Here is a 22,268-nt window from a genome sequence, read left to right as displayed (position 1 = left end):
ATTGGTTGGGTGTTAAGAAAGGTGATTACGTGTCGATATTTATATAACACAAAAATTTTAAATTGACAATAAATTATAATAACTTGTTATAATTTATGGGATTAGAAAAGGAGAAGGGGATGAAAAAGTTGCTATTATTGATTGGAGGGGTAGTTATGAGTATGGCATTTACTTTATATTCTCCTGATTTTAAGGAGAAAATTTCACTTAAACACGTGTATCCGGCGTGCGGTGGAGAAAATATATCACCTACGCTTATATGGAAAGATGCTCCTAAGGAGACTAAATCATTTGCAATAACGATGTTTGACCCTGATGCGCCGACAGGTCACGGATGGTGGCATTGGGTTGTTATAAATATACCGACTAACGTGACCGAATTCCCCGAAAATGCCGGAAGTCCGGTTAGCGAATATTTTGATTTGGGATATCAGACTATAAACGACTACGGAGAGATTGGATACGGTGGTCCTTGTCCGCCTCCGGGGCCTCCACATAGATACATTATAACCGTATATGCTTTAAATGTTGCAGGTTTTAAAGTCAAAAGAGAAACCAATCCTCAAATAATCGCAAAAGCTATAGAGCAACATGCAATAGCAAAAGCTTCGATTATGGGATTATATGCGAGAGGATGGCGATGAGATTACTTTCTTTTCTCCTCTTCTTTTCTATTTTATTTGCAGGTGATTTGAATATGCTTTTAAATAAAATAGAAAAGAGTGAAGATTTATCCAAAAAAACTATGCAAGAAAGTGCGGGGATTTCTTATGTAATTACGAGATATCAGCTTGATATGATGCAAGCAAAATATCTTTCTGACGTATTAAAACATACGATTATCGGATATGGAGAAAACAGATATGGAATAACCGACCCGTGGAATTCGTATTTTATTCCCTATAATACCGTAGGTGTAAGAATTTTTCTTGATAATCAAGAACTAACAACCGCAAAATACGATAATGCTTTGTTTTTATATTCGAAAATTGATTTGAGTTTTATAGATCATATCGAAATTTATTATATGTCTCCGACGTATGAATTAAGTCCGGAACCTGCGTATATTATTATTAAACTTTATTCTAAAGACGCGAAAAGAGATGAAGGTACTAGAATTGCTACGAGTTACGGTACGTTTAAAAGTAATTCCCAGGTAGTGGATTTTGCTAACTCAGGAAAGTATAACGTTTATACTCATTTTTCCAGAGATTATATCGGACATAAAACGATTCCTTATAAAGATACGCTTTTAAATAGAGATTCTCTTACTTATCATTATCTTTTGTCTGTTTATAATGAAAAAACCAGATATCTTTTAAGTACGATTTTTTATAAACAGCACTCTTTTTTAGGATTGAGTGTAGACGGAAATATTAAGAAGTCGTTGGTTTGGACTAAATATTTACATTTTGGTATAGATCATAAATTTAACGATAACTTTACTTTCAAATACTCTTTGGATTATACAAACGATAAATCTGTTTTTGCCGAAAGTCCTACCCCGGTTTTTTATTCTTTACAATTTAATATTCCTTTGTATGACGTATTAATCAAAGGAATAGGTAAAGTTCATACTACGGAATTCGTATATAAAAAAACAACTTCGAAAAATAAATTCGTAACCGGTGTTAGTGCTAGATTTAAAAGAATGGATTATCCTACCATAAAATTAAATTCTTATTATTTCGATTACGAAGGAGTTAAAAGACAGGATATTTATACTGCATTTATGGAAAATAATTATCAATATTTGAAAAATGCCATTTTAACGTTAGGAGCAGCGTATTCGATTTATGAATCTGACAATATTAACGATAGGAAGTTAAAACAATACAAAATAGGAAATACGTATCTTTTAGATAAAAATGACGTTTTTAAGCTGTTTTTCTATCATTATGAATTCGGTATTCCTCCATATCTTATTTCTACTCTTTTAGGTGATAGTAGAAATATTGAACCGCAAAAAACTAACGTTTTTATTTTTAAATATAAAAGACAATTAAATTCAAGCAGTAATATAGAAGGTATTTATATGTATGCTAAACATAGTAATTATCTTTTATTTACGAAAGAAGGATTACAAAGTATTCCGGAACCTATGAAACTTAAAATTTTTAATGTTAGATATCACAAAAATTACAATATTATTAACGATTTTGTAATTGATGCAAGCGATATGATTTTGGAAGACGCTCCTATTAAGAAAATTATAAGAATAATTTTTTTAAACACACATAGAATAAAAAAATTCGATTTATTTGAAAGTTTGGTGTTTAGATATTCAAAATTCGGTGATTCTTCGAAAAGAGGTTACGACTTAAACGGTGGAGTTAAATATAACGTTAACGATAACTTTTCTATCTCTTTAAAAGCTCAAAATATTCTTAATAAACGCTATGAAAACGGTTATTTAACTATAGATATGAATACACAAGAAAGAGATGTAATAACTACGCCTTTGCTTGAGAGAAGCATAACTTTATCAGTGGAGTATATGTTTTGAAAAAAGTAATAATTTTATTGTTTTTTTCAGTAGTGTTGTTATTCGCATCGGCTAAAATAGAACTTTTTGAAAAATTATTTTCAACTCTTTTTCAAAAACCGGTAGTTTATGTGCTTACAAACAATCCGGATATAAAAAATGCCAATTCTAGAGTATTGATAGTGGTGAAAAGCTGTAAAAAAGCTGATGTAATTATAGGGGATGTAGATAAAAATTGTACTAAACCTAGATTTTTACTCGATTATTATAAATTTAAAAACAATAAAAATGCAATAGGCGCTTTTTATTGGAGAAAAGGAAGACCTCAGTTAAGACTTAGAAAAAAAGAACTGGAAAAATATCATTTATATATTTCAAAAGAATTTGAGGACTTTTTAGAATGAATTCAAAACAGTCAAAAAGCGTTTTTTTCTTAGTGTTTTTGATTATTGTAATGTTTTTGTTTAGTATGGTAATATGGATTACTTTTAAAAATGTAGAAAAACGTATATCGGAAGATACATTTGATTTCTTATTAAAAGAAGTAAAGAGTTTTTCAAGAAACATTGAAAGATATATTTTGCTAAAATATGGAAATATAAAAGTAGTATTGGAAAAACAACCGAAATTAAGAAGCGAGTTAGATTTGTATTTGAGTACATATATTACAAGCGATTTTAAAAACGTATTTTTAACTTATTATGACGGTAAATTTTTTAGAGTTATTGGAGATGGGAGCCTTAATCCTAAAGATAGGTTTGATTTTAATGAAAGATTTGAACCGACTAGAAAAGATTTGTGGTTAAAAGCGATAAAAACGAAAAAACCTATCTATTATAAACAAGATATCAAAGGTGTTTGGACTACTTATGTATATCCTGTATTGGATAATGATTCTAAAGTCAGTTATTTAATCGTAATAGATTTCTCTACGGAACCTCTTTCTTATATCGATAGTAATTTGATAATTTTGAAAAAATCTTTGTTTTTATTTATTTCAGTGTTGTTGCTTTCTGTAGTAATACTTTCTATTTTCTTATTTTATGATATCTCACGTCAGAAAAAAATGCAAAAACTTTTGGATAGATTGAAAGAACTGAACAAAACATTGGAGAGCAGAGTAAAAGAAGAGGTCGAAAAAAGTAGAGAAAAAGACAGACAGCTCATTATGCAATCTCGTCTTGCTTTAATGGGTGAACTTCTTAGTATGATTGCTCATCAATGGAGACAGCCGTTAAACGTAATCGGTGGGGTTGTAGCGGATATGGAAATGGATATGATGCTAAACGAAAATAATCCTCAAAAAACTAAAAGAAATCTTGAAACTATAAAAAAAATGATAAAACATTTGAGTTCCACTATAGATGATTTTAGAAAATTTTATAGAAAAGATAATGAAAAAAGAGAAGTGGATTTTGATGAAATATTGCAAGAAGTTTTAAACATAGCTTCTTCTTCTCTAAAAAATAAAAATATAAAAATTAAAAATCATTTAAAATGTAAACAAAAGATAAAAACTTATCCTAATGAATTAAAACAAGTACTTTTAAATCTTATAAAAAATGCCGAGGATATATTGATTGAGAGAAAAGTTGATAATCCAAAAATCGTTATAGAAATTTTTGAAAATGACGATAAATGTATAATTGAGGTAAAAGATAACGGAGGAGGGGTTGATGAAAAATATAAAGATAAAATTTTCGAGCCTTACTTTACGACTAAAAATGAAAAAAACGGTACCGGATTAGGGTTGTATATGAGTAAAAATATTGTGGAGCAGAGGTTAGGAGGAGAAATTTTGCAATATAATGATGAAGAGGGAGCGGTATTTAGGATCGTTTTGAGTAAGGATGCAAAATGAGTTTTGAGAAAATAATCGAAAAAACGAAACAGTTAAAAGTACTTTTCGTAGAAGATAACGAAGAGGCTCGAAATACGATAGGGAACTTGTTAAAAAGATTTTTTATAAACCTGAAAACGGCGACAAACGGAGAAGAAGGACTTCAAAAATTTAAAAGTGAAAAATTCGATTTGGTTATTACTGATATTAATATGCCTAAAATGAACGGGCTTGATATGTTAAGAGAGATAAAAAAAATTGACGATAACGTTTATACAATCGTCGTAACGGCTTATAACGAAACCGAATATTTTTTAGATGCAATAAAAATCGGAGTTGACGGCTTTATTTTGAAACCTATTGATTTAGAGCAGATTATTTCCGTTCTTGAAAAAATTATAAAAGATTATGTTAATAAAACAAATGCAAAAAAATATTATTCGTTATTAAAGCAGTATCAGGATATAGTCGATAAATCTTCACTTGTTTGTAAAATAGACAAAAATCACAAAATCACTTATGCTAATCAAGCTCTTTTAAATATTTTGGGATATGAGTTCGTAGAAATTCAAAATAAAAATTTTGAAAGTATATTTTTTGGAAATGTTAATTTTGAATCGTTAAAAGAACATGTGATTTTTAACGGAATTTTAAAAGTATTTACGAAAAGAGATGAAATAAAATATCTAAATGCGATTATTAAACCTTTTTATGAAAATGACGAGCTAAAAGAGTATATTATGCTCGCATATGATATTGACGATATGATGAAACCAAGAAGACTTTTGCTCGATTATATAAATACTCATCAAAATCCTTTAGTGGCTGAAATTTATATTGAAAATTTTGAAAATTTAAGAAGCCTTTTTGGTGAGGAATTCACCGAAAGACTTGAGAAAAAATTCGAAGAAATATTAAAAAGTAGTATGCCGAAATGTTTTAAAAAAATTTTTTACTTAGATAACGGAGAGTTTGCAATAGCAGGTGAACTTGAAAATTACGATTTTGGGAAAGTTATTAAAGAATTAAGAGAATATCAAAAAAATATTAATAACTCTACTATTAATATTCAAGGGTTGGAGTATGATATATCTATTTTGATTAGTGTCGCTATTGGAAAAGACGCTTATGAAAACGCGCGTCTTGGAATAAGAAAAATATTGAAAGATCATCGTAGTTTTATAATCGCAACAAATCTAAAAGAACAAATGAAAAAAGTCTCAAAACAAAATCTTGAGGTTTTGCATTTGATAAAAGAGGCACTTGATAAAAAACTTTTTATGTGCGTATATCAACCGATAATCAATAATAAAACTAAAAAAATAGAAAAATACGAAACGCTTGTGAGAATCCATAAAGACGGAAACTATATAGTCCCGGCGGTATTTTTGGATATTGCAAAAAAAGGAAGTTTTTATTCAAGAATTACGTATGAAGTTTTGAATATAAGCTTTGAAAAACTAAAAAAATTAAAAGAGCTAAGTATAAATATTTCGGAGATAGATATAGAAAAAGCGTCTACAAGAAATTATATTTATAAATTACTTCAGGAAAATCCTGATATCGCAAGCAGAGTGACTTTCGAGTTATTAGAAGATGCGAATTCAAGAAGTTCTCAAGAACTTGAAGAATTTATTAAAAAAATAAAATCATTAGGCGTTAAAATCGCTATTGACGATTTCGGTACCGGATATTCGAATTTTATCAGGCTCAAAAAATATCAACCCGATTTTCTAAAAATTGACGGAACACTTATTAGGGATTTACCAAACGATAGTTTTTCTCAAAGTATCGTAAAAGCTATTGTGGATTTTGCAAATTCAAACAATATAAAAACGATTGCGGAATTTGTAGAAACGGAGGAGATTTTTCAAAAAGTATGTGAGCTTGGAATTGATTATTCGCAAGGGTATTATTTTTCAAAACCGGTTTTAATTTAATATAATTATTTAAAAAAGAGGCCGGTATGAAACCTAAAATTTACGAAAAAAAAATTGTCGTATCAAAAGAAGATATCGATTTTAACGGGCACGTTAATAACCTGAAATATCTCGAATGGATGATAAATATTGCAATGGAACACTCCACCTATGAGGGCTTCGGTGTTGAATACTATAAAACACACGGAGTCAGCTGGGTTGCGAGAAAACACTGCATAGAATATAAACTTCCGGCGTTTGAGGGGGACGAGCTTGTTTTGAAAACATGGATTGATGAGGTTAAAAAGCTGCTTGTAATCAGAAAATATGAAATCTATAAAAACGACAAACTCATTACCCACGGCTTTAGCGAATGGGTTTTTGTGGATTTTAAAACCCAAAGACCGAAGAGAATTCCGGAAGATATTGTAAAAAATTTTTTTGTGGATTAGTTTATTCAAAAGTTTTTAAAAATTCCAAAAGTCCTTTTATTATATCTTTCGGGTTTGGAGGACAACCCGGGATAAAATAGTCTATGTTTAAATCATTTCCTTTTATTGCGTATGTTTTTTCAAAAACTCCCAAATCTTTTACACAATCTCCTATTGCAATTACCCATTTAGGTGATGGCATCTGGTTATAACAGTCTATTGCATGATGGTACATATTCATAGTCATTACACCGCTTAAAAACATAACGTCCGCGTGTCTCGGGCTTGCTACAAAATGTATTCCGAGTCTCTCTAAGTCATAATAGGGGTTGCTTAAAGCGTTACATTCGGCTTCGCATGCGTTACAGCTTCCGCTGTCAACCATTCTTATTGCCAGGCTTCCGGCAAAATGTTTTTTGATTTTGTTTTTTATCTGTTTTTTAATTTCTTCAAGTTCTTTGTCAAATTCTAAATTTTCGGTAACTATTCCCGTTTTAATTCTTTTTTCCCAGAATCTTAGCATTTTTATCCTTTATAAATCGTTTCCGGCATAACTTAAATCAAAACTTTTATTAATAAGCGGAAAATCGGCAATAATATCTTTGTAAATTGTAGTGTGAAACGCCTGCCAATTTATGTGTGACGGGTCACGTACGTAAAATCTGTCGACTATACCTTCTTTAATTTTCATATACATAAAAAGCTCACCGATAGAGCTTTCTACAAAACTCATATATTCTCCGTCTTTAAAGTTATTAAGTATCAGTTTTTCTTTTTTATCGGTTTTGAAATTTTTTATCATTTCAATTGAATTTAAAACTTCTTTTATTCTTACTCTAAATCTATCCGATACTTCGCCTTTATTTCCAAGCTGCATTTTATATCCGAAGTTTTTATAAAAAAGATTGTTTCTCACATCAATTTCAATTCCGCTGGCTCTCGCCGCCACACCCACAACTCCATATTTTACAGCCTTTTGTCTGCTTAAAGCCCCTGTGGTATTAAATCTGTCCCATAAACTTGCAATAACGTTTATCCAGTCTTCAAAAAACTCAACTTCTTTTTTTAAATAATCTATAAATTTGGTAAGTTCTTGATAGTCAATTTCAACTTCCTCTTTTATCGCCCCGAATCCGAATCTGTGTCCCGTGATTTTTGCCATAACTCTTCTTGCATCTTCTGCTAATTTGCTCATAAATGCAAGTGCAGCACCAAATCCCGCGTCATTTGGTATAAACCCTAAATCAGTTAAGTGATGAATAATTCTTTCAAGTTCAAGAAGAGTAAAATATTTTTGTTTAAGGGAATTCGGAATTTCACTTTCGCTTGCTTGAGCTAAAATATCCATAAAGGCAATTTGATAGGCAATGCTTTCATTTCCGCTGATTCTTTCAACTATTTTTTTGATTTCTTGAGGAATTTTGTTTTCAACCATTTTTTCAATTCCGCGGTACTTGTAATAGTGCCTAACTTCAAGATGAAGTATCTCTTCACCTGCTTGGGAAAACTGAAAATGTCCTGGTTCTATAATTCCTGCATGAATTGGTCCCACAGGTACTACAAAGACGTTATCTCCTTCGATTTCTTCGTATTTGTAAGGAGTGAATACCGTGAAATCAATCTCTTTTTTATTAAAATCTTTTCTTAAAGGATAGATGTGTTTTGGAAATCTTTCGTGTTTTACAAGAGGTCTATTGTCAAACGCCCCTTCAAATTCTATTCCGAACTCATCTCTTATTTTTCTCTCCATCCAAATGGCTGAGGGGTATTTTGGCATAAGTGATTTAACTGTCGGATTTTTTTTATCTACGCTTTGGCGTTCGATTTTATTGTCATAAACATCAATTATTTCAAAGTTATCTAACTTATCAAGTGCAAATCTGGCAATTAATCTCATTTCATAATCCCTTCAATAAAATCAAAACTTTGTGGAAGTAAAAGCAAGGCGGTTGAAATAAAAAGAATTAGAATCGCAATCATTTCGCTTTTATAAACTGTTTTTTCTTTTTCATCTCCAATGTATTGCATATCCTGATAAATATGAACGAATCTGTAAAATATAATGCTAAGGAGTATTAAAAGAATAAAAACGGCTCCAATCATTAAAAAGAAATAATTTGAATCTTTTGCAATGTCAATCATCGCTTTAAATCCGTATATTTCACTGAAAAACATAGGGCTTGGAGGAAGGGAAATCACCCCTAAAAACATAGCACCAATCATAAAAGCGGCAAATTTATTGAGATTTTTCAATGTGCCTTTGAATATATATTTTTTGTTTTGTTCTAAAATCTGTGAGCTTATAAAAAGACCCGGTTTCATAAAAGCATGAGCGGCGAAATGAAGAAGTGCCGCAAAATATCCTCCGCTTATCCAAAATAGAGCAATTAAACTCATATGTTCAATTCCGGAAAGTGAAAAAAGACGAACAAAATCTTTCGCCCTGTAGATTAAAAAACTTACAAAAAAGAGAGTTATTAAGATATAAGTGTATCCGATTCCGATTAAATGGGAATAATTGATATGTTTTTCTATCATTGAAAACCTGAAGAATCCTAAAATTATCGCACTCTCAAGTATACCGCTAAAGAGTGCTCCGACTTGATAAACTGAAGCTCTTTCAATATCCGCCAGCCACAAATTCATCGGAAAAAAGCCCATTTTAATAAACATCCCTATCATTACAAATATAAACCCGAGCTCAAAAAGATAATCGTTTATTTTTTGAGTGTTGTTAATTAGTGAGTAAAAGTTCATAGCATTTTCGCCCAAAACATCTTTACTCGCTGCGTAAATTAAAATTATTCCAAAAAGAATAAGCGAAATTGCGATTGCTCCGACTATCAGATATCTCCACGCTTCAATGTCCGCTTCTTTTGAAACTTTTACTTTTATCATATATACGGTTGATAAAGTCGCAAATTCAAGCCCAACCCAGTAAAGCCCCATGTTGTTTGAAAGGATTGAGATAATTATTCCTATCCAAAAAACCGCAAAGAATCTGTAAAACCTTTTGATTGATTTTTTATTAAGTTTGATTCTATCTGGCAAAGAAATCATTGAAGCAAAAACCGCAACGGCTACTATTGAAGATACAACAAGAACAAAACTTCCAAGTTTATCAATATAAAAATAGTCGTTTATAAAAGGGTGGGTAACCGTATAGATTACTCCGAAAAATATTGTTGAAGCGATAAAAGCCATTAGGGTTCTGCTTATTTTGAAATAACTTAAAATAAATACAATTAACGGAGGCGCAAAAAGAAATTCCATCTATTCTCCTTGATATTTAAAAAGTAGGTTGATAATTAAAATAAACATCATCAAATCAAAAAATACTCCAAGTTCAATAAGTGAAGGCATTCCGTTTGTTGCGACAATTCCGAGTAAAAACAAAGAGTTTTCAATAAATAAAAAGCCCATAATTTTTGCAATCATTTTTTTGTGTTCCATTATTAAAAGAAGTGAAAGAAAAAGCGAGCTTATTGAAATTGCCACAAAATTCGGATGTGTTGTGAAAGAATTTAAAACAGGCGTAATCAGATAATATGTAAACACCAAAACAATAGGGACTATTATCGTTAGATACTGAATTTTTATAATTGGAGTTATGTCTCTGTTGATTTTAAATCTTACGGTTATTTTTTTAAGTACTAAAGGAATAATCAAAAATTTTATAACTATTGTTAGTGTTCCCATAATTACCAGTTCTTTACTTCCTAAGTATTTTCCGATTACTATTGCAATACTTCCTAAAATCAAAGAATTAAGTCCGTACCAAAAATAGAGTCTAAAGAGTCTGTTTGTAAAAAGCGAAGCAATAAGTACGGCAATAAAAAAGCCTATTAATACGTTTATCATTTTACTCTCCCACCACATAATAGATAAATAGCGATAAAAATCCGAAAATTATCGCAATTCCAAGAAGATTCGGCACTTTAAAAAGTCTTAGTTTTGCCGTATTCACTTCAATTAAAGCCACTGCAACCGATACTAAAATAAGTTTAAGAATAAAAACCGTAACAGCCAGGCACCAGCATAGATTCACCCCAAAAGGTAAAAAGAGACTAACAAAAAGAGTTGCGAAAATTGCAAATTTAAGAGCACTTGCCATTTCGATTAACGCCAAATCGGCACCTGTACTCTCAAGAATCATAGCTTCATGCACCATTGTAAGCTCAAGATGAGTTTCCGGGTTGTCAACAGGAATTCTCCCGTTTTCCGCAATCAGGATAATAAAAAAGCTAATAGCTGCTAATACAAAACTTGCCGCGTGGTTTATGTCAAAATAGTCGTTCAGGTTCAAAACGGCTTTACTGATTCCTATACTTTGTCCGATTAGTGAAATGCTGAAAATCGTTAAAATCATAGCAGGTTCAACAAGTGCCGAAATAAAAGCTTCTCTACTGCTACCTATTCCTCCGAACGCACTTGCACTGTCAAGCCCTAAAAGCATTAAGAAAAACGTTGAAAGAGATAAAAGTCCGGTAATGGTAAATGCGTCGATGAATGAGATGTAAAAACTTCCATGAAAAACCGGTGGCATTAAAAATACGACCACTACAATAGGAGCTAAAATCATAAATACGGCAATTCTGCTTATTAGACTCGATTCTTTTGCGTAAACAAGCTCTTTATGAATAAGTTTTGCAAAATCTATATACGGCTGAAATGGGCTCATTGGTTTTTTAAATAGCAAAAACATTTTTATTGATTTTGTAAGCCCTAATAAAAACGGAGCTATTAAAAAGATAATGAGAATTGTCAAGATATAGTTTATCATTTGTTTTCTCCGAATAAGAATTTATAAAAAATTGACATTACAATTACTTCGAGTACAATATTTCCCCAACTGATTTCTTTGTAAAATACTCTGAAACTAAATAGGGCAAATATCAAAAGCATAAAAATAAGGCTTGAATATCTGTGTCTTTCAAAATGAGAGAGCTTATATACAAAATAACTTAGAAAATTCAGTCCTTTTACTACATTGTCGTATAAACTTTTTTCAAAAAGCGGTTTTATATGTACTTCATAAAGTGATGACGTAAATTTGGTTTTATGTCCTGAAATCGTTTGAGTATGAGTATGAACTTCCGGGCGATAAAGCCATTCAAAAAATCTTCTGATAGGTCCTGCAAAACCTGTTGCTGAGTATTGAGATTTTGCATTTGTATTGTATCCACAAGCCCATGTGTGATAGATTCTAATTTTTGGATTTAGGTATTTATAAAACGCATATATCGCAAAAACGACAATTATAAGTCCAGCTAAGATTAAAAGAGGAGCAACCGCTCCGTTTGAATTTAGTGAGTGCATCACCCAAATATTTTGAAAAAGTTTGTGATAAATATCTGTAATTGGTAAAGAATAGTTAATAATTTTTATAAAAAACGGCATAAAAAGCATAAGCGAAATTACAACCCCAGCCATAAGAATCTGCCCTGTCAGCATTAATTTGTTTACTTCTTTTGCGTGTTTTGCATTTTCGCTTCTTGCAAGACCTAAAAAAGTAATACCAAACGCCTTTACAAAACAAGCTATCGCAAGTCCACCGGTTAGAGCCAATGCAAAAATCGCAAAAGGAAAAGAGAGTTTTAGTACAAGATTGTCAATACCGCTTGAGCTAAGCATTGATTGGAATATCATCCACTCACTCAAAAATCCGTTTGTAGGAGGGAGTGCAGAGATTGAAATAGCCGCTATTAAAAACATAAACGCGGTAATCGGCATAAGTTTTATAAGTCCTCCGTAGCTTTCTATATGTTTTGTTTGGGTGGCATATAAAACGCTTCCGGCACTCATAAAAAGAAGAGATTTAAAACTCATATGATTTAACGTGTGATATACTGCTGCAATAAACGCAAATGCTGCAAGAGCAGGGAGTTTAAGGTATGTAAAAATCATACCAACCCCGATCCCTATAAGGATAATTCCTATATTTTCAATTGAATGATTCGCAAGAAGTGCTTTTATGTCATGGCTTGCAATGGCATACAATACCCCGACAAGGCTCGAAATAGCTCCTAATGCTAAAATAATCACTCCCCATTCAATCTGCCAGTTTGGAATAATAAAGAGAAATCTCAAAAACGCATAAATTGCAATCTTTAGCATAATCCCACTCATGAGAGCAGATACTGGAGAAGGTGCAGCCGGATGGGCGTAAGGCAGCCATACATGCAGCGGCACGACTCCGGCTTTGCTTAAAAATCCTACGGTTATAAGTAAAAAGAGTAAAGTTGGGTATTTAAAATCAGCCGCTAATTCTTTTAAAGTTTCAAAATTTGTAAATAAAGAATCTCCCCCGAGCATTAAAAAGAAAAGCAGAATAAATACAAATCCGAAATGAGTCATAAAAAAATAAAATCTTGCGGCTTTTATCGCTTCGTCGGTAGGTTCAGTTAAAATTAACTGCCAGCTTGCAAGGCTCATAAGCTCCCAAAAAAACAAAAACGGAAGTATTTCATTTGATAGTACGACACCTGTCATTGAAAATATGAACGTAAAATAATGAATTAAAAAATGAGTTTTTCTTTTTATATGAGATAAATATCCCGTCATATAAAAAAGATTTGGAATTACTCCAAGAAGTATTAAAAAAAGAAACAACATTGAGAGTGGATTCAAACTAAACATTAACTTTGCCTTTAAGTAAAATTTAAGGAAAGAAAAACTGACGAAATTATACTTCCATTTACTTATAAAATGCTTAAAAAAATGTTAAAAAATGTTAAAATGTTACGAACATACTCAAGTAGTTATTTAAAGTTTTTGCTATCGATGCAACCACATCTTCTTTTTTTATTCCCTGAAAATATTGATATTATAAATTTAGTTATAAAAAAATACAAAAGGGACTACGAAGGATGAAGTTAAATTAAGAAAAATAGTGCATTATGTTTAAAAACTTGAGAAAGTTACCTTATGTAACATATTAATTTCATTTTATATTTTAATGTTACTAAAGTTCACATAATAAGTTGAAGATGTTATTGTGTGTTATGATTCTTAAACGTTATTTTTAGAAAATTGTTACAATTTTTCAACTTTATTATTTTAAAGGATGAAAAATGGATTTACATAATTATTTGGGGTATTTAATTATTTCGATTTTGACTATTACAAGTCCGGGAGCGGCAATTCTACTTGCAATCAATAATTCAATGAAGTATGATTTAAGAGCTGTTGTCTTTTCAAGTCTTGGAAATATTTTGGGGCTATTTTTATTATCGTTAGTTGCAATGTTTGGTGTTGGAGTATTAATTAAAACATCCGATATGTTTTTTTGGATTTTAAAAATTATAGGAGCTATTTATCTTATTTATCTTGGAGTAAAACATATGATAAGTGGTCATAAAGAATTCCATTTGAGCCAAACAAATGAGCATATAAGAAATTATAATCCAAAAAAAGTTTTCATTAAAGGATTTCTTGTAGCCGCTACGAATCCGAAACCTATACTGTTTTTTACGGCAATTTTTCCATTATTTTTATCAACGAATCATCCGGTTGTGTTGCAATTTTTTATAATGACGTTTACTTTTATGGTTATTTCTTTTGTTTCTCTTATGACTTATGGTCTTATTTCCAAACATGCAAAAGCCTGGTTTTTCGATGAAAAAAGTTTGGAATGGTTTTATAAAATATCGGGAGCAGTATTCGTATTAATGGGTATTGGGATGTTGTTTATTAAAAAATAAGGAAAAATGATGTTTTGGTTTATTCCTCTTGTAATATTTTTAGCGGTTGCTATTTTTTCTCCTGGTCCCAATAATGTAATTGCTATGAGTGTCGGGTTTAACTATGGGTTTAAAAGAGTTATTCCTCATCTTTTGGCGGTGGTGGTCGGATTTTCTATTATGCTTTTTGTGGTAGGTATCGGGATAAAAGAGCTTATTTTAAAATACCAAAGTGCATTTGAAGTAATGAAGTATTTGTGTAGTTTTTATCTTTTATATCTTGCATACAAAATCGCAACTTCAAAGCCGAACTTAAATACAAACGAAGCAAAGCCCATAACTTTTAAAGAATCCTTGCTTTTTCAAGTTATTAATCCTAAATCCTGGATTGCGGCACTATCTATTGTTACAATCTATTTGCCAAAAGATAATTTTTTAGCGGCTTTATTCATTACGATAATAATTTCGGATATTTTGATAGTATTGGCGATATCTACATGGGCGGTGCTTGGTAAAAGTTTTAATAAGATATTCAAAAGTGAAAAAACTACAAAAATTTTTAATTTTTCTATGGCGATACTTCTTGTCGTATCTGTCTTGATGATATTGTTTGTGGAGTAATATATGAAAGAGAAATTTTAAAGATTAAAAAAATCGTAATTTACAATTTTTATACCGCAGTTTATAAATTTTTTGTCATTGGTAATAAATAGTTCACATCCGTTATTTTTAGCACAAATACATTGTAAAACGTCTTCCAAGTCGGTTTTGTGTTTTTTGCAATAATTTATACTTTCTAATATAGTGTCTTTACCGAATCCTACGATATTCCATTCTTCTATTATTTTTTCAAAAAACTCTAAAATTTTTTCATTACCTTTTAGAATATAATAGATTGTCGTTATCATATCTTCACTTATAAAAACTTCAAAGTCGTTTTCGATTAATTTTATAAAAAGATTTTTTGCTTTAGTGTGGTTTTTTCTTTTAGAATCAAGCAGGTCTATAATAATATTCGTATCTAAAAATATTTTATCCATTATATTTTTCTCTCTTTTTTTCTTTTATTTTTTGAGAGGTCATATCCTCAAATTCTCCGTTTGCAATACCTGCAAATTGTAGTAATTCTTTAATTTCTTTTTCTTTTTTTCTTTTAATAAATTCTTCAAACTCTTTTGCATATTTAGCTGAAATAAACACTCCTTTTAATTTGTTTTTTCTTTTGTCAACAATTTCTACGAAATCATACTTGTCAAGAATTGAAGAGTTTCTGGCTAAGTCTCTAATACTTAGAGTTGTCATTTTTGTCCTTTGTTGTCTTTTAGTCTATTGTAATACATAAAAAAGTTTTTGTCAAATTTTTATGAATTTAAAAAAACTATTTTTTTATCAGTTGTGTTATGGTATTTGACAAAAAATTTTTAAATTTAATAATATTTTATTAAAAAAGGAGAAATGATGAAAAAGTTTTTATTATTTACAATGTTAATGTCAACGCTTTTGTTTGCAAAAGATATTGTATATATTCATGCTTATGCAACATATCCTTGTCCGAGTGGAAAAGATTTAAAAGGTAAAGGTGAATATCTTATTCCTAACAATACTAAAGGGGTAGTTTTACAGTGGAATAAAAAATATACTAAAAAAGGTAGTATTTTTGCACAAGCTGATATGTGGGTGGAAAGTAAAGTGAAAATTTTAAACGGACCTTTAAAAGGAAAAATTTTAATGATACCTCATATATATTTATTTTTAAAAAAATAATTTATTTCCTTTTTTTATTTTTATATTTTGAATAAAAAAGACCTTATGAATTATCTAACATTTGCAAATAGTTTTTATAAATAGGCTCATCGACGAATAATCCGTCGATAGTAAAAGGACCTTCACTCTCAAACCTTTTAACTATCATTTTTGCAAATTCCAAGTCTTCGTCAAATATTTTATTGGCTATTTGGCATTGGGCCGGGGTGATACATCCCACACCTTGCATTCCCAAGTTTTTTTGAAGCAAGCACCAATTTTTAAACCCTTCCAAGTCTTTGTATTGTTGATAAACAAAACCTATCGGGGTTATATTCAGATATCTCGCCGTTAGAGTAAAATCACTTAAGATTCTATGAATCAAAGGATTATTTAAATCTATCACGCTATGAGAGATTTTCAGTTCGTTTAGAAGGTCGTATATTCCTATATAAAAAGTTGTAAGTTTCGGGTGTTTTAGCTCTTTTAGGTTAAAAAAGGCTTCTTTGGTTTCGATTGAGGCGTGGATTTCTTTTTCGGTTTTCATAAATACATCGTCGATATCTTCTATACTTCTGACTTTTGGGATTCTAAAAGCGTTGAAGTTGAATTTTTCTAAAAATTCGATATCTTTTTTTCCTCCCTCATCAAGCGCGTTTACTCTTATGACTATCTCTTTATCGATTTTTTCAATATGGCTTAAAAATACGCCTATCATTACCCTTGCTATCTCTTTTTTATCTTTCGGGACTCCGTCTTCAAGGTTTAGCATGATTATATCTGTCGGGAGAGAGTCGATTTTGTTTAAGTGTTTGACTTGATGTGCGCTTACCATTAAAGCCGAGCGTTTTTTTGTTTTTGCAAGAGGAAATTTTTTGGGAGGTTTTATGAGGCTTAGGGCTTTTTGAATGTCGTTGTTTTCTACTATTTTTTCGAGTTCGCTTATATCTTCGAAAATCATTTTTTATCCTTTTGTGCGTGGATATAGAGATATAAAGCCTCTATCTCTTCTTTTGTTAGGTAGTTGTATTTTGGCATTACCGAGAGATATTTGTAGTGAAGTAGTCTTTCTTTTAATTCGTCATAGCTTACGTTTTGAATATTCGGGGCTTTGACTACTTTTAGGATTTTTTCGACCGTGCCGTTTTTGTGTTTTTTGGTTACGTAATATTTGGCTATTATTTTTCCTTTTGCTTTTTCGCCGTGACATTTGGCACAGCTGATACCTCTTGGGTTGTGATATAGCATTTTTCCGTATTCGTAGTTTGTAATAAACCAATCCTGAGAGAAGGCGTAAGTTATTATCAAAAATAAAAGGATTCTTTTCATATTTACTTTCACTTTAAGTTTATTCAATTATGTTAAAATTCTGAAATATTTTACCAAAAAGGGAAAATTATGACAATTCTCGACGGAAAAAAGCTGTCAAATAAGATAAAAGAAGAGTTAAGAGGTGAAGTAGAAGAGCTCAAAGCCAAAGGTATAACTCCCGGACTTGCGGTGATTTTGGTCGGAAACGACCCGGCAAGCCATGTTTATGTAAAAATGAAAAGAGACGCTTGTCAGGATGTTGGAATTTATAGTGTCGTACATGAATTTCCTGAGAATATTACTGAAAAAGAACTTCTCTCAACTATCGATATGATTAACGAAAATCCGAATATTCACGGACTTTTGATTCAATTACCTCTCCCAAAACATATAGATACTACTAAAATCTTAGAAAGAGTGTCTCCTAAAAAAGACGTTGACGGGTTTCATCCTTATAATATGGGAAGACTTGTCGAAGGACTAGATACTTTCGCCCCTTGTACTCCGCTTGGAGTTATGGAGCTTTTTAAGGAGTACGATATCGACCTTGTAGGAAAAGACGTATGTGTCGTGGGAGCAAGCAATATCGTTGGTAAGCCGATGTGGGCGCTACTTGTAAATGCTTGGGCGACGGTAGATATTTGTCATATCGAAACTCGTGATTTAGCGGCTCATACTAAAAGAGCCGATATCGTAATCGTAGGGGTTGGGAAGCCTAACTTAATTACAGAAGATATGGTAAAAGATGGCGTTATCGTTGTAGATATCGGAATAAACAGACTTCCAAGCGGCAAACTCGTAGGGGATGTGGATTTTGAAAACGTAAGTAAAAAAGCTTCTTATATTACTCCGGTACCCGGTGGTGTGGGACCTATGACAATCGCAATGCTTCTAAAAAATACGGTAAAAGCCGCAAAAAATTTCGCAAAAGAGGTTAAATGAAAGAAAAGTTAAAAAAACTTTATCACTGGTCCAACTCTTGGACCGGTACGATCGTAATCGTATTACTTGTAATATTTTTCTTGGCTCAAGCGTTTGTAATTCCGAGCGGAAGTATGAAGAAAACTTTACTTCCAGGAGATGCGTTATTTGCCAAAAAATTTGCATACGGAGTACCGATTCCTCATATTCCTTGGATAGAAGTGCCGATTTTGCCTGATTTTAGAGGAGACGGGCACTTAATAGACGGTCCGAGACCAAAAGACGGAGATATTGTAATTTTCAGGTTTCCTTTGAAAGTGAAAATGCATTTTGTCAAAAGATGTTTTGCCGGAAATGGTGATGAGGTGATATATGACGACAAAGGTTTTTGGCTTCATCCGAAAAACGGCAACGAATATGTAAAAAAACATTTCAAAGGATTCGAGACAAAAGAGTTCAACGGCAAACTTTTCGTATTGAATCCTTATATGAAAGAGCATAGAGGAATACATTATATCAATCAAAACGTAACGTTTTTCGCACTAAGACAAAGAGCTCAAGAGCTTGTGGATTTTGCTGGATTAAACAAATACAGCGGATACGTGCCTTATAAAGAAGTCAAGAAAATAATCAATCAAGTAATCGCAGCGGCGGCTCTTCAAGGAGAAGACGTATCGCCTCAGCAAATAGACGTCGGAATGGGATTTTATCTTAAAGACGGAAAAGTTCAGTTTTTCTATTCGAAACTTGCAAAAGATTATTTCTTAATGATAGGTGATAACAGAGACGAGAGTTTTGATAGTAGATTTTGGGGACCTGTGCCTTATAAACTCGTAGTAGGAAAGCCTTGGTTTATTTATATGAGCTGGGATAAAGATTTCACTATCAGATGGAATAGGGTAGGAAAAACTATCAATGAAATCGAAGAAGAGTTAAGAGAAGGAAAACAACCTTATAAAACCGCAGGATGTGAAGGGTATTAATGGATTTTGTTATTAAATTTTCGGCTATGATTTTAGCCTTTTTGGTGGCGATTATCGGGCATGAGATTATGCACGGACTTGTTGCAAAATATTACGGAGACGAAACGGCAAGTAGGGAAGGAAGATTATCTATCAATCCGATAAAACATATCGACCCTTTCGGGAGTATCGTTTTTCCGATAGTTTTGTATCTTTCGCAGAAACTCGTAGGCGTTGAAAATCCTATAATTTTCGGGTGGGCTAAGCCCGTGCCGGTTAATATTTTTACAGTAGTGCAAAACGGAGGATATTTGGCTGCCGTGGCTGTTAGCTTGGCGGGAGTGACGTATAATTTTATTATGGCGCTTATCGCTTCGAGTATTATCGGGTTTGTTTATCCTCCGAACAATTTGATAGAAGCGTTTCTCTTTATGTTTTTATTTTATATGGTGGTGGTAAACGTAATTTTGGCGGTATTCAACCTAATACCCGTACCTCCGCTTGACGGAGCGAACGCTATAAAATATCTTTCTTTACATTTTAGGTGGGAAAGTATTGTGAGGTTTTATAACAAAATAGAGCCTTACGGAATGATAATTTTGATGATTATTCTTTTTACGCCGCTTAGCGATTATATCTTTATGCCGGCAAAAATTATTATTGCTTGGCTTTTAAGTTAAAGGCGGTTATTTTTTAAACCAGCCTTTAACTTTTTCTATCGCTTCATCCAAGAAACTTTTGTGCTCTTTTATCTCGCCAGTAAAGCTTTCGTGTAATTTTTCAAGAAGTTCTCTTTGTTCGTCGTTAAGTTTTTTAGGATATACGATGTTTATTATAGCTATCAAATCGCCTTTTCTTCCCGTATTCGGGTCGGCTATACCTTCGCCTCTGAAGATTATTTTGGTGTTGTCTTTTGTATTCGGTTTGATTTCTATCTCTTTTTCTCCGTTTAGAGTAGGAATTTTGACTTTATCTCCTAAAATAGCGCTTGTGAAAAATACCGGGACATCTACTATTAAATGGTTTCCTTTTCTTTGGAAGATTTTTGAAGGTTTTACGTTAAATATCAGATATAAATCTCCTCTGCCGTTTGGATATTCGTTTCCGTGTCCTCTCACTCTCATTCTCATACCGCTATCAACCCCGGCAGGGATATCCACTTTTATTTTTTCGCTCTTAATCACATACCCGCGACCTCTACACTCGTTACAAACTTTTTTAGGAATAAATCCTCTTCCGCTACACTGAGGACACGTTTGGGATATTCTCATAAAGCCGTTTCCGACTACAATACTTCCTCTTCCGTGGCAGCTCGGACACGTTATCGTCTCTTCGGCACCCGTACCTTTACATTTTGGACAAAGCGCATAATAATCTATCTCTATTTCTTTGCTTATTCCGTATATCGCTTCTTCAAATTCAAGTTCGACTTCCACGGCTCTATCCATATCGTACGGCATATGAAATTCTTCATATCCGCCGCCACCGAAAATGTCATTAAACATATCGAAGATGTCGTTAAAATTGAAGTCCGTTTTGTATCCTCTGCCCTCTAAACCTTCTTTTCCGTATTTGTCGTAAATCGCTCTTTTTTCGTCGTCGCTTAATACTTGATAAGCTTCGTTTATCAGTTTGAATTTTTCTTCCGCTTCTTTATCTCCCGGGTTTTTGTCCGGATGATATTTCATTGCGAGTTTTCTATATGCTTTTTTTATTTCCACTTTTGTCGCGTTTTTGCTAACGCCTAAAATTTCATAATAATCCATTTCCCCTCCTGGAAATTTTTGTGAAATTATATCAAGTAAGCGGGATTTTGTAGATGTATGAAGTAATAGGCACACCAGTAAGCCGGGTTCTGTTTCGGAGGCTATTTATCTCGGCGCGCACCTTGCGGTGCCGCTCATGCGGAGGGTAGTGACGCAAGGCTTTACCATCCCTCCTTGCTGCGGGGTGGGTTTACCAAGCAGGGTATGTCGCCATACCCTCTGGTGAGCTCTTACCTCACCGTTTCACCCTTGCCTGTGAGCCCGAAGGCTCCATCGGCGGTCTGTTTTCTGTGGCACTTTCCCTCGCCTTTCGGCGGCAGTCCGTTAGACTGACCCCTGCCTTGCTGCAGCCCGGACTTTCCTCTGGTTTCCCAGCAGCCTCCCGGTGTGCCTTTATATATAATTATACCAAATTTTAGTATTTAGAGCCGCAAATATATTCGCAATCTTCAAGTACGTACGCCTCATGTACTTCGCCGGCAGGGACGTTTAAAACATCCCCGGCTTTTAGGTGATATTGATTCTCTTTTGTATTTATTATCATTTCGCCTTTAAGCATTACTCTTATTTCGTCATAAGGGTGTTTATGCCAATCGTAATATGTACCCTTGCTATCGCTCCAAATGAATATATCCTTAAAACCTTTTGCTTTTAACTCCTCTATCATTTCAGAGGTGGTTTTTTTCATACTCCAACATCTCCTTTCTTAACGTAACTTTCAGTTTTGCCAAATTATCAAGATGTCTTCTTAGTCTTCTTGCCGATGCTTTTGTATATTTTACCTTAATTTTTTCAGTTTCGAATAGCGCTTCTTTTAGTTCTTCTTCCACTTCATTTAGTACTTTATCAAGTGATTCAATCGTTGCCATTTTTCTCCTTTTTTATATAATTATATCAAAAAATTTAACTTTCTTGATATAGATTGACTTAGAATTTAATTTTTATGAAATTTTGTCGAAATTTGCTTTAAAACTCTTGACTTGGCGGGCTTTTTTTACTACAATTTCATCACCAAATGACATTGGGCTGTCGCCAAGTGGTAAGGCAGCGGACTTTGACTCCGTCATTCGGAGGTTCGAATCCTCCCAGCCCAGCCATTTGAATGACGCGGGGTAGAGCAGCCTGGTAGCTCGCCGGGCTCATAACCCGGAGGTCGTGGGTTCAAATCCCACCCCCGCAACCAAAAAAATTTAAAGACTAAAACTCTC

The 22,268-nt window shown here is 32.6% G+C and carries 25 protein-coding genes, 2 tRNA genes and 1 other RNA gene; 14 read left to right on the top strand and 14 right to left on the bottom strand.

Annotated elements, in window-relative coordinates; all coding sequences use genetic code 11:
• Positions 1–119: 119 nt before the first annotated feature.
• The 6 genes from EDC58_RS04405 to EDC58_RS04380 are packed head-to-tail and all read left to right on the top strand — an operon-like array spanning position 120 to position 6,696.
• Positions 120–644 carry a YbhB/YbcL family Raf kinase inhibitor-like protein gene (locus EDC58_RS04405; protein WP_123352298.1) on the top strand — a complete coding sequence of 175 codons (525 nt, stop codon included), beginning with the start codon at positions 120–122 and terminating at the stop codon, positions 642–644.
• Entirely contained in the window at positions 641–2,506 is a 1,866-nt protein-coding gene (locus EDC58_RS04400; protein WP_123352297.1) for a TonB-dependent receptor, read from the top strand. Before EDC58_RS04405 ends, EDC58_RS04400 begins: the two co-directional genes overlap by 4 nt.
• Complete coding sequence (locus EDC58_RS04395; RefSeq protein WP_123352296.1) at positions 2,503–2,889, top strand: hypothetical protein; 387 nt, start codon at positions 2,503–2,505, stop codon at positions 2,887–2,889. The genes EDC58_RS04400 and EDC58_RS04395 overlap by 4 nt, the downstream gene beginning before the upstream one ends.
• Positions 2,886–4,346: a sensor histidine kinase gene (locus EDC58_RS04390; RefSeq protein WP_123352295.1), complete on the top strand. Its 1,461-nt coding sequence runs from the start codon at positions 2,886–2,888 to the stop codon at positions 4,344–4,346. The genes EDC58_RS04395 and EDC58_RS04390 overlap by 4 nt, the downstream gene beginning before the upstream one ends.
• Positions 4,343–6,265, top strand: coding sequence for an EAL domain-containing protein (locus EDC58_RS04385; protein WP_123352294.1), 1,923 nt, complete (start codon positions 4,343–4,345; stop codon positions 6,263–6,265). Before EDC58_RS04390 ends, EDC58_RS04385 begins: the two co-directional genes overlap by 4 nt.
• Positions 6,266–6,291: 26 nt before the next feature.
• Positions 6,292–6,696: an acyl-CoA thioesterase gene (locus tag EDC58_RS04380; RefSeq protein WP_123352293.1), complete on the top strand. Its 405-nt coding sequence runs from the start codon at positions 6,292–6,294 to the stop codon at positions 6,694–6,696.
• Position 6,697: 1 nt separating this feature from the next.
• On the opposite strand, the gene EDC58_RS04375 is transcribed toward EDC58_RS04380, so the two are convergent.
• From EDC58_RS04375 to EDC58_RS04350, 6 genes are read right to left on the bottom strand one after another with little or no spacing between them, the layout of a single operon-like run.
• The gene (locus EDC58_RS04375) at positions 6,698–7,198 is read right to left on the bottom strand and encodes an NADH-quinone oxidoreductase subunit B family protein (RefSeq protein WP_123352292.1); all 501 of its coding nucleotides are present in this window, start codon (positions 7,196–7,198) and stop codon (positions 6,698–6,700) included.
• Positions 7,199–7,207: 9 nt separating this feature from the next.
• The gene (locus EDC58_RS04370; RefSeq protein WP_123352291.1) at positions 7,208–8,572 is read right to left on the bottom strand and encodes a hydrogenase large subunit; all 1,365 of its coding nucleotides are present in this window, start codon (positions 8,570–8,572) and stop codon (positions 7,208–7,210) included.
• Positions 8,569–9,948 carry a proton-conducting transporter transmembrane domain-containing protein gene (locus EDC58_RS04365; RefSeq protein ID WP_123352290.1) on the bottom strand — a complete coding sequence of 460 codons (1,380 nt, stop codon included), beginning with the start codon at positions 9,946–9,948 and terminating at the stop codon, positions 8,569–8,571. Before EDC58_RS04365 ends, EDC58_RS04370 begins: the two co-directional genes overlap by 4 nt.
• On the bottom strand, positions 9,949–10,536 hold the full coding sequence (locus EDC58_RS04360; protein ID WP_123352289.1) for a hydrogenase: 588 nt from the start codon (positions 10,534–10,536) through the stop codon (positions 9,949–9,951).
• 1 nt (position 10,537) lies between these two features.
• Positions 10,538–11,458, bottom strand: a complete 921-nt coding sequence (locus EDC58_RS04355; RefSeq protein WP_123352288.1) for a respiratory chain complex I subunit 1 family protein — start codon at positions 11,456–11,458, stop codon at positions 10,538–10,540.
• The gene (locus EDC58_RS04350; protein ID WP_123352287.1) at positions 11,455–13,314 is read right to left on the bottom strand and encodes a proton-conducting transporter transmembrane domain-containing protein; all 1,860 of its coding nucleotides are present in this window, start codon (positions 13,312–13,314) and stop codon (positions 11,455–11,457) included. Before EDC58_RS04350 ends, EDC58_RS04355 begins: the two co-directional genes overlap by 4 nt.
• A 434-nt stretch (positions 13,315–13,748) precedes the next feature.
• Here EDC58_RS04350 and EDC58_RS04345 point away from each other — a divergent pair, with 434 nt between their 5' ends.
• Entirely contained in the window at positions 13,749–14,378 is a 630-nt protein-coding gene (locus EDC58_RS04345) for a LysE family translocator (RefSeq protein ID WP_123352286.1), read from the top strand.
• 9 nt (positions 14,379–14,387) lie between these two features.
• Entirely contained in the window at positions 14,388–14,978 is a 591-nt protein-coding gene (locus EDC58_RS04340; protein ID WP_170151114.1) for a LysE family translocator, read from the top strand.
• Between the two features lie 17 nt (positions 14,979–14,995).
• On the opposite strand, the gene EDC58_RS04335 is transcribed toward EDC58_RS04340, so the two are convergent.
• Positions 14,996–15,397 (bottom strand): type II toxin-antitoxin system VapC family toxin, encoded by a 402-nt coding sequence (locus tag EDC58_RS04335; RefSeq protein ID WP_123352284.1) that lies wholly within the window; start codon positions 15,395–15,397, stop codon positions 14,996–14,998.
• Positions 15,390–15,659, bottom strand: coding sequence for a hypothetical protein (locus tag EDC58_RS04330; protein ID WP_123352283.1), 270 nt, complete (start codon positions 15,657–15,659; stop codon positions 15,390–15,392). The genes EDC58_RS04335 and EDC58_RS04330 overlap by 8 nt, the downstream gene beginning before the upstream one ends.
• 156 nt (positions 15,660–15,815) lie before the next feature.
• Here EDC58_RS04330 and EDC58_RS04325 point away from each other — a divergent pair, with 156 nt between their 5' ends.
• The gene (locus tag EDC58_RS04325) at positions 15,816–16,121 is read left to right on the top strand and encodes a hypothetical protein (protein ID WP_123352282.1); all 306 of its coding nucleotides are present in this window, start codon (positions 15,816–15,818) and stop codon (positions 16,119–16,121) included.
• A gap of 43 nt (positions 16,122–16,164) precedes the next feature.
• Here the strand turns inward: EDC58_RS04325 and EDC58_RS04320 are convergent, their stop codons facing one another.
• Positions 16,165–17,061: an HpcH/HpaI aldolase/citrate lyase family protein gene (locus tag EDC58_RS04320; protein ID WP_123352281.1), complete on the bottom strand. Its 897-nt coding sequence runs from the start codon at positions 17,059–17,061 to the stop codon at positions 16,165–16,167.
• A complete protein-coding gene (locus EDC58_RS04315; protein WP_123352280.1) occupies positions 17,058–17,429 on the bottom strand; it encodes a c-type cytochrome in 372 nt (123 codons plus the stop codon). The genes EDC58_RS04320 and EDC58_RS04315 overlap by 4 nt, the downstream gene beginning before the upstream one ends.
• A 69-nt stretch (positions 17,430–17,498) precedes the next feature.
• On the opposite strand from EDC58_RS04315, the gene folD reads away from it, so the two are divergent.
• Genes folD through EDC58_RS04300 form a run of 3 tightly spaced genes read left to right on the top strand, consistent with a single transcriptional unit; the run spans position 17,499 to position 19,974 of the window.
• Positions 17,499–18,353 (top strand): bifunctional methylenetetrahydrofolate dehydrogenase/methenyltetrahydrofolate cyclohydrolase FolD, encoded by an 855-nt coding sequence (folD, locus tag EDC58_RS04310; RefSeq protein ID WP_123352279.1) that lies wholly within the window; start codon positions 17,499–17,501, stop codon positions 18,351–18,353.
• Positions 18,350–19,315: a signal peptidase I gene (gene lepB / locus EDC58_RS04305; RefSeq protein WP_123352278.1), complete on the top strand. Its 966-nt coding sequence runs from the start codon at positions 18,350–18,352 to the stop codon at positions 19,313–19,315. Before folD ends, lepB begins: the two co-directional genes overlap by 4 nt.
• Entirely contained in the window at positions 19,315–19,974 is a 660-nt protein-coding gene (locus EDC58_RS04300; protein ID WP_123352277.1) for a site-2 protease family protein, read from the top strand. The genes lepB and EDC58_RS04300 overlap by 1 nt, the downstream gene beginning before the upstream one ends.
• A 6-nt stretch (positions 19,975–19,980) precedes the next feature.
• Here EDC58_RS04300 and dnaJ read toward each other — a convergent pair whose 3' ends face one another.
• From dnaJ to EDC58_RS04280, 4 genes are all read right to left on the bottom strand, one after another.
• Positions 19,981–21,060, bottom strand: coding sequence for a molecular chaperone DnaJ (gene dnaJ, locus EDC58_RS04295; RefSeq protein ID WP_123352276.1), 1,080 nt, complete (start codon positions 21,058–21,060; stop codon positions 19,981–19,983).
• A gap of 62 nt (positions 21,061–21,122) precedes the next feature.
• Positions 21,123–21,454: RNase P RNA component class A (gene rnpB, locus EDC58_RS04290), an RNA gene on the bottom strand.
• A 21-nt stretch (positions 21,455–21,475) separates the two neighbouring features.
• Positions 21,476–21,748, bottom strand: a complete 273-nt coding sequence (locus EDC58_RS04285; protein ID WP_211325228.1) for a cupin domain-containing protein — start codon at positions 21,746–21,748, stop codon at positions 21,476–21,478.
• Positions 21,729–21,929 carry a hypothetical protein gene (locus tag EDC58_RS04280; RefSeq protein WP_123352274.1) on the bottom strand — a complete coding sequence of 67 codons (201 nt, stop codon included), beginning with the start codon at positions 21,927–21,929 and terminating at the stop codon, positions 21,729–21,731. The genes EDC58_RS04285 and EDC58_RS04280 overlap by 20 nt, the downstream gene beginning before the upstream one ends.
• Before the next feature lie 153 nt (positions 21,930–22,082).
• Here EDC58_RS04280 and EDC58_RS04275 point away from each other — a divergent pair.
• Both EDC58_RS04275 and EDC58_RS04270 read left to right on the top strand, forming a co-directional pair.
• Positions 22,083–22,157 (top strand) — tRNA-Gln (locus tag EDC58_RS04275).
• 9 nt (positions 22,158–22,166) lie between these two features.
• Positions 22,167–22,243: transfer RNA gene (locus tag EDC58_RS04270), tRNA-Met, on the top strand.
• The last annotated feature ends 25 nt before the right edge of the window (positions 22,244–22,268 follow it).

It is taken from the genome of Caminibacter pacificus, from assembly GCF_003752135.1.
GTDB lineage: Bacteria > Campylobacterota > Campylobacteria > Campylobacterales > Nautiliaceae > Caminibacter > Caminibacter pacificus.
The sequence above is the reverse complement of the archived record's forward strand: the minus strand, read 5'-3'. Positions and strand labels throughout refer to the sequence as shown.

What these genes read in the sequence shown, in the direction of transcription:
- EDC58_RS04405 (WP_123352298.1), top strand. Translation starts at nt 120, where the DNA reads ATGAAAAAGTTGCTATTATTGATTGGAGGGGTAGTTATGAGTATGGCA.
- EDC58_RS04400 (WP_123352297.1), top strand. Translation starts at nt 641, where the DNA reads ATGAGATTACTTTCTTTTCTCCTCTTCTTTTCTATTTTATTTGCAGGT.
- EDC58_RS04390 (WP_123352295.1), top strand. Translation starts at nt 2,886, where the DNA reads ATGAATTCAAAACAGTCAAAAAGCGTTTTTTTCTTAGTGTTTTTGATT.
- EDC58_RS04385 (WP_123352294.1), top strand. Translation starts at nt 4,343, where the DNA reads ATGAGTTTTGAGAAAATAATCGAAAAAACGAAACAGTTAAAAGTACTT.
- EDC58_RS04380 (WP_123352293.1), top strand. Translation starts at nt 6,292, where the DNA reads ATGAAACCTAAAATTTACGAAAAAAAAATTGTCGTATCAAAAGAAGAT.
- EDC58_RS04375 (WP_123352292.1), bottom strand. Translation starts at nt 7,198, where the DNA reads ATGCTAAGATTCTGGGAAAAAAGAATTAAAACGGGAATAGTTACCGAA.
- EDC58_RS04370 (WP_123352291.1), bottom strand. Translation starts at nt 8,572, where the DNA reads ATGAGATTAATTGCCAGATTTGCACTTGATAAGTTAGATAACTTTGAA.
- EDC58_RS04365 (WP_123352290.1), bottom strand. Translation starts at nt 9,948, where the DNA reads ATGGAATTTCTTTTTGCGCCTCCGTTAATTGTATTTATTTTAAGTTAT.
- EDC58_RS04360 (WP_123352289.1), bottom strand. Translation starts at nt 10,536, where the DNA reads ATGATAAACGTATTAATAGGCTTTTTTATTGCCGTACTTATTGCTTCG.
- EDC58_RS04355 (WP_123352288.1), bottom strand. Translation starts at nt 11,458, where the DNA reads ATGATAAACTATATCTTGACAATTCTCATTATCTTTTTAATAGCTCCG.
- EDC58_RS04350 (WP_123352287.1), bottom strand. Translation starts at nt 13,314, where the DNA reads ATGTTTAGTTTGAATCCACTCTCAATGTTGTTTCTTTTTTTAATACTT.
- EDC58_RS04345 (WP_123352286.1), top strand. Translation starts at nt 13,749, where the DNA reads ATGGATTTACATAATTATTTGGGGTATTTAATTATTTCGATTTTGACT.
- EDC58_RS04340 (WP_170151114.1), top strand. Translation starts at nt 14,388, where the DNA reads ATGTTTTGGTTTATTCCTCTTGTAATATTTTTAGCGGTTGCTATTTTT.
- EDC58_RS04335 (WP_123352284.1), bottom strand. Translation starts at nt 15,397, where the DNA reads ATGGATAAAATATTTTTAGATACGAATATTATTATAGACCTGCTTGAT.
- EDC58_RS04330 (WP_123352283.1), bottom strand. Translation starts at nt 15,659, where the DNA reads ATGACAACTCTAAGTATTAGAGACTTAGCCAGAAACTCTTCAATTCTT.
- EDC58_RS04325 (WP_123352282.1), top strand. Translation starts at nt 15,816, where the DNA reads ATGAAAAAGTTTTTATTATTTACAATGTTAATGTCAACGCTTTTGTTT.
- EDC58_RS04320 (WP_123352281.1), bottom strand. Translation starts at nt 17,061, where the DNA reads ATGATTTTCGAAGATATAAGCGAACTCGAAAAAATAGTAGAAAACAAC.
- EDC58_RS04315 (WP_123352280.1), bottom strand. Translation starts at nt 17,429, where the DNA reads ATGAAAAGAATCCTTTTATTTTTGATAATAACTTACGCCTTCTCTCAG.
- folD (WP_123352279.1), top strand. Translation starts at nt 17,499, where the DNA reads ATGACAATTCTCGACGGAAAAAAGCTGTCAAATAAGATAAAAGAAGAG.
- lepB (WP_123352278.1), top strand. Translation starts at nt 18,350, where the DNA reads ATGAAAGAAAAGTTAAAAAAACTTTATCACTGGTCCAACTCTTGGACC.
- EDC58_RS04300 (WP_123352277.1), top strand. Translation starts at nt 19,315, where the DNA reads ATGGATTTTGTTATTAAATTTTCGGCTATGATTTTAGCCTTTTTGGTG.
- dnaJ (WP_123352276.1), bottom strand. Translation starts at nt 21,060, where the DNA reads ATGGATTATTATGAAATTTTAGGCGTTAGCAAAAACGCGACAAAAGTG.
- EDC58_RS04285 (WP_211325228.1), bottom strand. Translation starts at nt 21,748, where the DNA reads ATGAAAAAAACCACCTCTGAAATGATAGAGGAGTTAAAAGCAAAAGGT.
- EDC58_RS04280 (WP_123352274.1), bottom strand. Translation starts at nt 21,929, where the DNA reads ATGGCAACGATTGAATCACTTGATAAAGTACTAAATGAAGTGGAAGAA.